The sequence below is a fragment of the Thermostichus sp. MS-CIW-23 genome (genome assembly GCF_054059455.1).
This window is the reverse complement of record NZ_JBSSCC010000065.1, coordinates 1-8,471: the sequence shown is the minus strand read 5'-3', so window position 1 is coordinate 8,471 and position 8,471 is coordinate 1. Positions and strand designations below refer to the sequence as shown.

The window sequence follows — 8,471 nt, the reverse complement described above, 5'->3', positions numbered from 1 at the left end:
TCGTGGTACTCTAGTTGTTAGCATCTTTGTACTCCGAGTGTGGTTGTACTCTAGGGATCCCATTCCGACTGGGGTCCCTACTTTTCTTGGATTTTAACTGATGCCTGAAAGTCGCCAAAGCCTTTCCACGCCTATCTTCTACGGTTTAGTCCTCGAATTTTAATGTCGGTTTAAGCCACATCTTTTGTCTGTAGGCGGCCTAAGTTGGCATAGATTTGGCTGCCGGTAGCTGTGTAGCCGGAGCCCGTAGGAAGTTACCCCAGAGCGGAGTGCGGCAGGGATCTATCGTCCGCATTGCCGTTGTTTGGCTGCTGCTTCAACCAACTCGGGGAGATATCTCTCACTTCGTAGTCACCGTAGTCACCGTAGTCACTCGATCGGCTGAAAGCCTTATGTGGAGTGGATTTGAGCGGGTGACTACGCGGTAGTCACCACGTAGTCACCGGTAGTCACCGACCACGCTTGGCGCCATAGCCGCCGGGGGATCCCCCGTGCAGTATCGCAACCTTGTTCGGGTCAGGGCAGCAGGGATCCGCCACCTAGCCCGCGTTGCCGTACCCTGCTGCATCGGCTGGATGCAGGAAGATATCTCTCCCCTGTAGTCACCGTAGTCACCGTAGTCACTCGATCGGCTGAAACCCTTGTGTGGAGCGACTTTGAGCGGGTGACTACGCGGTAGTCACCCGGTAGTCACCGGTAGTCACCGGGTAGTCGCTCTGCTTTCTGACGCGCCCGTGATGATAGCCACAGCCAGCTCCACCGTTAGGCGGAGCGAGTGAATGAGGACATCGTGGCATCGGCGGTGGATCCCTTCCACCGGCCATCTCGTTCTGGCTGCACTAGTCCTCACTTGCCGTGGCGTGCAAAGGGTGACTACCAGTGACTACTGGTGACTACGAGGTGACTACACGGTAGTCACCGCCAAAAGCCGCTCTATGCAAGGGTTTGGGGCATTTGGTGACTAAGTGACTACAGTGACTACGGGGGATGGGGTTGGCAATGGGGATCCACCCCAAGACTGCTCGGATCCCGAACTCCTGGACGCGGTGGCGGCAGCAGGGATCCACCCCCTAGTAGTTGCTCCCTCTAGGGCTACCACGCCGGCTGCGCACAGAAGTAGTTCTCTCCTTCATTACCTTCGTCACCTTCGTCACTTCGTCACCCAAAAGCCCGAAACCCTTGTCTGGAGCGGGTTTGAGTTGGTGACGAAGGTTTCGTCACCCGTTCGTCACCCGTTCGTCACTCTGTAGTCGCTGCCTGAGTGGGATCCACCGCGTGGTGGCAGCCTCTCTCCGTAGGCCAAGGATCCACTACCCGTCCCCGTCCCAGCGGCCGCGTTGGCGACCGTAGGTCTATTGGCAGATGGATCCACATACCTCAGAGAAGATGGTCTCAGACTGCCTCTGTAGCCATAGGGCAAGCTCTATACCTCTGCCCAAAGTATTAGCAGGAATAACTTCACTAGGGGGCACTCCGGGCCATGCTGCATCCAGCCAATGGAGCACTAAGGCAATACGTGCCGCCCGTTCTTTCGTCTCGGCGTGCATTACCCGGATCACGTCGACCGGCTGGCTAAGGATAGGCTCAATGAACCTGCAAGCCCATTCATTCCAAAGCTCCTGCCCCTCCCTGTCCAACTTGTGCTGCGTCGGCGGGAATTTCTGTAGGCGGTGGTAGACAACCGCCAGCATCCATTGGGGGTGTGGAAATGGCCCACTTATCGGGAGCACAAACGGCACCCTCGCCCAAGCGAAGCGGGGCCAGAGGTTGAGGCCCAGGTTTACGAACTTATTCCCGAATGCCCGGAGGACAGACATCTGGATCCCGCCCACGATACTGACGGACGGGTAACGCACAAAGATAGGGTCGGTGGCCCCGCGTTCGATCTTCAAGGTACAGCCATCGTACAGCCGCAACCATTGGGGGAGATTGGTCCCTCGCCTACTCTGCCGAGCCCTCGCTGCCTGTAGAAAATCCCCCAGCCCATCCGGTTTGAGCAATAGCCCCCACTCCGGTTGTCGACTCAAGATTCGTCCTATCGCACTTATCGTGCAGTCGTGGGTGTAGAGTGTGATGGGCTTAGGACGCTCAATGGGATCCCCTATGGGTGCTCCTCTCATACGCCTCCGCATGGCTGCCTTGTATTCGTTAAGCTGGGATTGGTACTGGATGCTGTGCTCTATCTGAAGCCCCTCAAGAGGTCGAGTTAACGTGTTGACGATGCGATACTCTTTACTACCCGCATCCCCGACCAAGCCGCCCCATAGGATCGGGGGCGCCTCTAACCCAAAGCGTGGGTCGAGCACCAGTCGAGTCTGACTGGGGAGAAGACTGGCTGCCGCGCAGAGCACCACCAAATAGCAGGCTTCAGCGGGGACCCCTAGTCTTTCTGCAAACTGATGCAGCGTCGCCCCCAGAGTATTCGGTAGCAGCTCGGAAAAAGAAACCTGAGCCTGCAGCGGGTTACCGGTACCCGGCACACCAGCTTCCGGAGGATCCTCTTCAGTGGCTTCCAAGGGAGGCAGCAACCGGCCGGACATTTCGATGTCGTGCTGGAACAGAGAACGTTCGAGCTCTGACATGTGCGGTCTCCAAGGTAAACATCGTCGAATTCAACAGTGGCTACGCGAACCCGACCAGGGATCCAACCGGCATCATGGTCGGCAAACCGCTCGAACACCAGGCCGTCCTATCAAGGTACCGTGATATCCTAGCCGCCACCATTGGCACCACTCCAAAGCAACTTACGCTCCCCACAGGGATCCCATCCACGCTGGGATCCCTGTTCTCATTCGGCCAATGGAGTCTGGGGTGTCATGCGTAGTCACTTAGTCACCGAATGCCCCCAAACCCTTGCACAGAGCGGGTTTTGGCGGTGACTACCGCGTAGTCACCTGTAGGCACCGGTAGTCACCCCACCTAGCTACTAAGCGCGAACAACCGGTTCGTCATGAGTGGTGGAAGGGGATCTGATAGCCCCTTTAGGCAGACCCCTGTGATGACCGGTGACGAAGGGTGACGAAGAAGAGACTAACGTCCTGATAAGCAGGAATTAACCGGAGTATCCGGGAGGCTTGGCCGGATTCGAATCCTTGGATCCCTCTGCCGGCGACAGACTCCTCATGCCCGACCAAGCATCCTCTGTAGTTCCGCCAACAGATCCGCCCGCCGGAGATGTCGGCCGGTGGTGGGATCCCTGTCTCCTCCTGGCCCGATCACTCGCCTAGCCAACCGCCGCAGCTCCATCACGGAGAGGACATCCAGATCGGCGGGAGGGTTTGCCAGGCGCTGTTGTTCCGTGACGCGATGGTGATTGGACTCCGTCCCGCTGACGCGAACGGCCGATTCCAGCGCCTCGACCCGCTGTTCTAGACGCTCCAGACGGTCGAGGATCCCTGCAACCGCTGGGCTGTTAACAGGTGTTTGCAGCCTCTCCAGGTACTGCTTGAGGGCCGCCACGAGAACTTCAGATGGCGTTACCTGGAGTCGCGCGGCTACTTCCAGAAGTTGATGGTGCAGTTCTGGGGGGATCCGCGCCCCCACCATGGGAGAGACCATTGTGACGTTAGCAGTTGAAAACAGCGTCCAGATCCTACCCCGCCCATGCGGTGGGATCCACTCTTGCCGCCGCCGCCTGGACGGATCCCCTAACAACAAAGCTGGGCCACCGCCGCCGTTTGGCCCACCGGAAGCGCTGCAGTAGGGGTACTGTTTGCAGTTGCAAACAGCGTTCGGCTAGAACTGACCAAAGTACGTCCCAACGACTTTAGGCATTCAAGTGCGTAGCGCGGTAGATATCTCCGGCCGTCAGGCTGTTAACGGGCAACAGGTACGCTTTCTAGCGCAAGATCCTGTCCCGCCGTCGCTCCGTGGGAGAAAGGCAACGCTGGAGCGAACAACTGAGCGGGAGGCATTCGTCTGGGTTAGTGGGAGCCGCCGGCGAGTGCCGCTCGACTGGCTGGCAGTTTCCTCTCGGCCAGGACAGGGATCCACCGCGTTAATGGTGACCGGATCTGGGCCGGAGACCCAGGGATCCGCTGCGTGCACTCCGCCTTCATCCGGCCAGCCCACATCCCATCTAGATCTGGCTCAACCGGCGGCTGCTGACGCAGAGGGTGACGATGATCCGATTACGGAGCAAGCCTGGGATAGCCTCCAGGATGCCTGCCTGGAGTTGGGGCTGAGCTGGGGGGAGGCACAGCGGGTGATCGCATGGGCGACCGGGATCCCACCGGCGGAGCTGGATCCCTCCCGGCTTACTTGGCGGCATTTTCTGCAGGTTATCGAGTGGCTAGAGAGGCTGGAGGTGGCCCAGCCTGCCCAACCTGCACCACCTCCACCGCCTCCGCCTCCAGCCGCCAGCAGAGAGGCGGCCAAAGCCATCTATCCCCCGCCAAGCCGGTATCTCGGCGTGGCGGCCTACAAGGAACTGGTGGCCATCGCGGCCAACCTAGGCCTGGATGAAGACTCGATGGTGGCCCGGCTAGGGATCCCCGCCGACTGTCCAGGCTACCTACTCGATCGGAGTTGGGTGTTCGCCATAGCGCGTGGGCTGGCGGCAGTTGCAGCCGGTCAACAGCCTGGCCAACCCGACTTTTCCAAGGCGGTGCTGAAGTTTGGGTACCGTTCGGACGACGGCCCCATGCTGGTGGTCGTCGGATTGGATGGAACACTGCTGCATGGGGAGGCGGTAATGGTGGCGGATATGGCCCAACAGCTGCGGATCCGCCTGTGACATACGGCTGTGGGGATCCGACCTCGCCAAAGCGTGCCGGTGCTGTTTGCAGTTGATAACAGCCGTCCAGCACTGGAAGGGATCCCCGCCACCTGCAGGTTGAGGCCCCAGATTGGCCTACGACCCGAGGGTGCTAAGGTAATAGTGGGCCCAACAGGGGTACCTCCATTCACTACCACTGCGGGGGGAGCAACCGCTCCCCCTGTGGTGTTTGTAGGGATCCACAGAGGGACACAGAAGGGACACAGCAGTTTGCGCTACGCGCCGCTGACGCGAATGCACTCCGTGCCGCTATCGCGACCGCGACAGCGCCGCGTAGCGGCAACGCGATCCTCGGCCGTAGACCGCACAGCCGACGGCTCGATCAGCCGCGAGGCGACTGGCTGCGAACTGCTGGATTGCGACAACTACGGGGATCCCGTATCGAACGCGGAAGCCATGGTTTTCCGTCGGGCGGCAGCGAAGTTTGGCCTAGGTCGATCCTTATATGACAAGGCGAATCGACTGTCCAGCGTGAGCCCAGTTCAGGGGATCAGGTAGGTGGCGGTGGCTTTTTGCGCGGATCCACCGCATGGGCAGGGATCCGTTCAGCCAGCGGTGACTACCGAGTAAACTACCCGACTCCGACCGCTAAGCAGTACGGAGCGGCTATCCCTCCCCGATCTAAATGGCGGGGTTTACCATCCACAGAGCTAGGGGCGTCGGAAGTTTTTCACTCTCTCCATGACCTGCTGGTACTGTCCCCGCGTTACCCGCGAGGGATCCAGCTTCTCTACGGGGATCCCTGTCGTGCTCGCGATGAACTCCACCGCCGTACCCCAGAGCATTCCGGCTTCCCGACAGGCGGCCAACAGGGCCTTCCAGTCCTGCATAGTGACAGGGGCGTCAACGACCTCCGGTTGGAGGGATCCATTGTTAGGGAGGGGCACCGGCTCCGACTCCAGCTCCTCAAATCCGTTTGGATCCCGTTGTGGGGCCTTCCCGTTGGAGGCTGGCTGGGCGGCCACCGTCTCACTTGGGCCAGGCAGTGACTGCTCCTCCGCCTCGATTACACGGGCCGTTGTCCCTGGCTGGGTTGGTTCGCTTTGCATGGGAGTGACTACGGAGTGACTACGGGTGACTACGGGTGACGAATCGGTAGTCACCTGCTCAGAGCCGCTCTGCGTAAGACTTTCAGGTCTTTTGGCTGCCGCGGGGTGACTACGAGTGACTACGGGGTGACTACGCGTAGTCACCGGCTCAAAGCCGCTCTGCACAAGGGTTTCAGGCTTTTGGGTGACTAAGTGACTACCGGAATAGGGTTGGACAATCTCGATGTGCGTGGGATCCACCCAGCGGGCGTACCCCATCTGCACAACTCCATCCAGAAAGCTCCGGATCTCTTTCATGGAAGGCTTACGCCGGCCTGACCACCAGCCGCGACACTGCTTCAGGCTGACTGCGCCACAGCCCTTGAATCGCCCCACAAACCGGAGAACAAGGCTCGCTTCTGGGCTGCTGGACTCCCCTAGTTCGCCGTAGATGAGTCTGGTTTGGTTCTGCAACCAGCGGGTGAACTCGATGGCTCTGGCCAGAGTGCTGGCAGGAATGACTTTGTTAGGTGTCACCCCATCACAGGCTGCATCCAGCCAGTGGAGGATGAGAGCAATACGTGCGGCCCGTTCTTTAGTCTTTGGAAGAGTGGCCCGGATCCGCTCATTGGGCTCGTTGAGGATGGGCTCATTGAGCTCACGTTTCCATTCATTCCAAAGACGACGCCCTTCCCCGTCTAGCTCATGCTGCATCGGCAGGAAAGCCTGCAGACGGCGGTAGACGGATTCCAGCAGCCGTTGAGGGAGGTGCTCGGGGCCTTCGTGAGTATCGGGGTCGGGTACAAGAGGCACCTTTACCCAAGCGAAGCGACTCCAGAATCCGTCTCCGGAGGTTTTGTCATCCCTCCAGAAGTTCTGGAGAACAGATGGTTGGATGCCTCCTATGACGCTAACGGATGTGTACCGTACATAGATCTGATCGGAAGTTTTGCGATTTACCTTTAGAGCGAGGCCGTTGTACAGGCTGAGCCAACGGGCGCGATCCGCTCCCCTGCCGCCTCGATAGGCATCCATACTCTCCAGGAACGCTGCCAGCTCGTCCGTCGCGACCAACAGCCCCCGTTCCGGTTGCTGACCTAGGATCTGGCTTATCGCCTCCATTGTGTAGTCGGAGGCATAGAGGTCAACGGGTACAGGTCGTTCAGGTGGATCCCCCGCATCCTCCCCCTTCCTCTTCCTCTCGTATTCCCGTAGTGCCGTTTTGTAGTTCTCAAGCTGGTGTTGGTACCGGATGCGGTACTCTGCCTGGATGTCTTCGAGAGGCTCGGTCAAAGTGCAAATGATGTGGGTCTTGCCGGATCCCGTCTCTCCTACCAGTCCTCCCCACAGAACCGGAGGTACCCTAAACCGCCGGCGTGGATCGATCATCAGCCGCGTCTGGCTGGGAATTAATCCAGCGGCGACGCAGAGCAGCACTAGATAGTAGGCCTCTACTGGGAGGTTCAGTTCCTCCGCAATCCGGCGAAGTGGCGTATCCAGAACCTTGGGCAATAGAGTGAGGCCTGACGCCCGATCCAACTGCGCTAGCTCACTAACCTCTGCCGCCAGATCTGCTATCTCATCCTCAGCCGCCAAATGGGCTGGCAGTGCCACACGAATCGATCTCAAGATGTCCTCAGCAGTGGCCCCACTCTCCAGCCAATCAACGACGTCCAGACCACCGCCATCCGGCAGGTTCTCCCAAGGGGCGTTCGGGGGAGCCAGTAGCCAGCCGGCTATCTCGATACCGGCAGAACGTAAACTACGCTCGATCTCCAACATGTGGGCCACTCCATGACTATCCGCATCAGGACTTAAGACTATCCTGCAGCCCTGAAGATCTTGTAGGTAGTTTGGAAAACCGTAGCCAGTCCACTTCTTGGCTCCCCCGATGGAAGTGGTGGCGGGGATCCCTATTTTGAACAGCTGCTCCACACAGCTCTCGCCCTCGACCATGAAGATAGGAATGCCGGTCTTTTGAGACAGATCCCTGGCATCAGCAATCCGGTACAACCGTACCCTCTTGGCTACCTGTTCATTTAGTCCGGAGATCCACTCCCCGTTTTCATAACGAAACTGGCTGATATCCTTCTTTCCATTGCCGTAATCAGTCCGGCGCACCAAGATTACCGGTTGACCATCCGCATCGTGGTAGATGAAGTCCTTTTGTCCCGCGGGCCTGGGGGCCTTCTTGGCCGCCGGAGGAGTTGCTGTTGGCCGAGCGAGGGATGATACAGGGGGCGCTGTTGGCTGAGCGGTAGTCGGCTTAGTAGAGGCCGCATTGCCATTCTTGTTGCTGGCCCGCCGGGTAAATGATGTCAGACCGGGATCCCATTCACCCCCACGCCGCTCCTCATGAAGCTTGAACATCGCCCACCGGCCGCCGTCGCTGCTACCCAGATACGCCCATTGACGGCCATCGTCACCGCGGATGACATTTCCGACTTCCAGGTATTCCTTAGCGTAGGTGCGGCAATGGCAGACTTCGTTCCAGCGACAGTCCTTGTCTTTCGTCCGTCCGCAGACTGGGCAAGGGTTTTTGGGGGAGGAGTAGGTAAACTTGCCGGAAGTTCGTGGTACTCTAGTTGTTAGCATCTTTGTACTCCGAGTGTGGTTGTACTCTAGGGATCCCATTCCGACTGGGGTCCCTACTTTTCTTGGATTTT

General features: G+C 59.0%; 6 protein-coding genes. 3 read left to right on the top strand and 3 right to left on the bottom strand.

From position 1 onward, the window contains the following. Positions 1-965: 965 nt before the first annotated feature. Positions 966-1,250, top strand: coding sequence for a hypothetical protein (locus ACVW0B_RS13890; RefSeq protein ID WP_457491959.1), 285 nt, complete (start codon positions 966-968; stop codon positions 1,248-1,250). A gap of 102 nt (positions 1,251-1,352) precedes the next feature. Here ACVW0B_RS13890 and ACVW0B_RS13885 read toward each other — a convergent pair whose 3' ends face one another. Further along, positions 1,353-2,540, bottom strand: a complete 1,188-nt coding sequence (locus tag ACVW0B_RS13885) for a DUF3987 domain-containing protein (protein ID WP_457491960.1) — start codon at positions 2,538-2,540, stop codon at positions 1,353-1,355. Between the two features lie 580 nt (positions 2,541-3,120). Then, positions 3,121-3,558: a hypothetical protein gene (locus tag ACVW0B_RS13880; RefSeq protein WP_457491958.1), complete on the bottom strand. Its 438-nt coding sequence runs from the start codon at positions 3,556-3,558 to the stop codon at positions 3,121-3,123. On the opposite strand from ACVW0B_RS13880, the gene ACVW0B_RS13875 reads away from it, so the two are divergent. Then, positions 3,545-3,703, top strand: a complete 159-nt coding sequence (locus ACVW0B_RS13875; RefSeq protein WP_457491957.1) for a hypothetical protein — start codon at positions 3,545-3,547, stop codon at positions 3,701-3,703. The two genes, ACVW0B_RS13880 and ACVW0B_RS13875, sit on opposite strands and share 14 nt — an antisense overlap. 297 nt (positions 3,704-4,000) lie before the next feature. Continuing rightward, entirely contained in the window at positions 4,001-4,735 is a 735-nt protein-coding gene (locus ACVW0B_RS13870; protein ID WP_457491956.1) for a hypothetical protein, read from the top strand. Positions 4,736-5,427: 692 nt separating this feature from the next. Here ACVW0B_RS13870 and ACVW0B_RS13865 read toward each other — a convergent pair. Beyond that, complete coding sequence (locus tag ACVW0B_RS13865; RefSeq protein WP_457491955.1) at positions 5,428-8,400, bottom strand: DUF3987 domain-containing protein; 2,973 nt, start codon at positions 8,398-8,400, stop codon at positions 5,428-5,430. Positions 8,401-8,471 lie beyond the last annotated feature (71 nt).

Bases quoted from the DNA above. Each gene is read 5' to 3' on its own strand.
- ACVW0B_RS13870 (WP_457491956.1), top strand. From the start codon at position 4,001: ATGGTGACCGGATCTGGGCCGGAGACCCAGGGATCCGCTGCGTGCACT.
- ACVW0B_RS13875 (WP_457491957.1), top strand. From the start codon at position 3,545: ATGGGAGAGACCATTGTGACGTTAGCAGTTGAAAACAGCGTCCAGATC.
- ACVW0B_RS13880 (WP_457491958.1), bottom strand. From the start codon at position 3,558: ATGGTCTCTCCCATGGTGGGGGCGCGGATCCCCCCAGAACTGCACCAT.
- ACVW0B_RS13885 (WP_457491960.1), bottom strand. From the start codon at position 2,540: ATGTCCGGCCGGTTGCTGCCTCCCTTGGAAGCCACTGAAGAGGATCCT.
- ACVW0B_RS13865 (WP_457491955.1), bottom strand. From the start codon at position 8,400: ATGCTAACAACTAGAGTACCACGAACTTCCGGCAAGTTTACCTACTCC.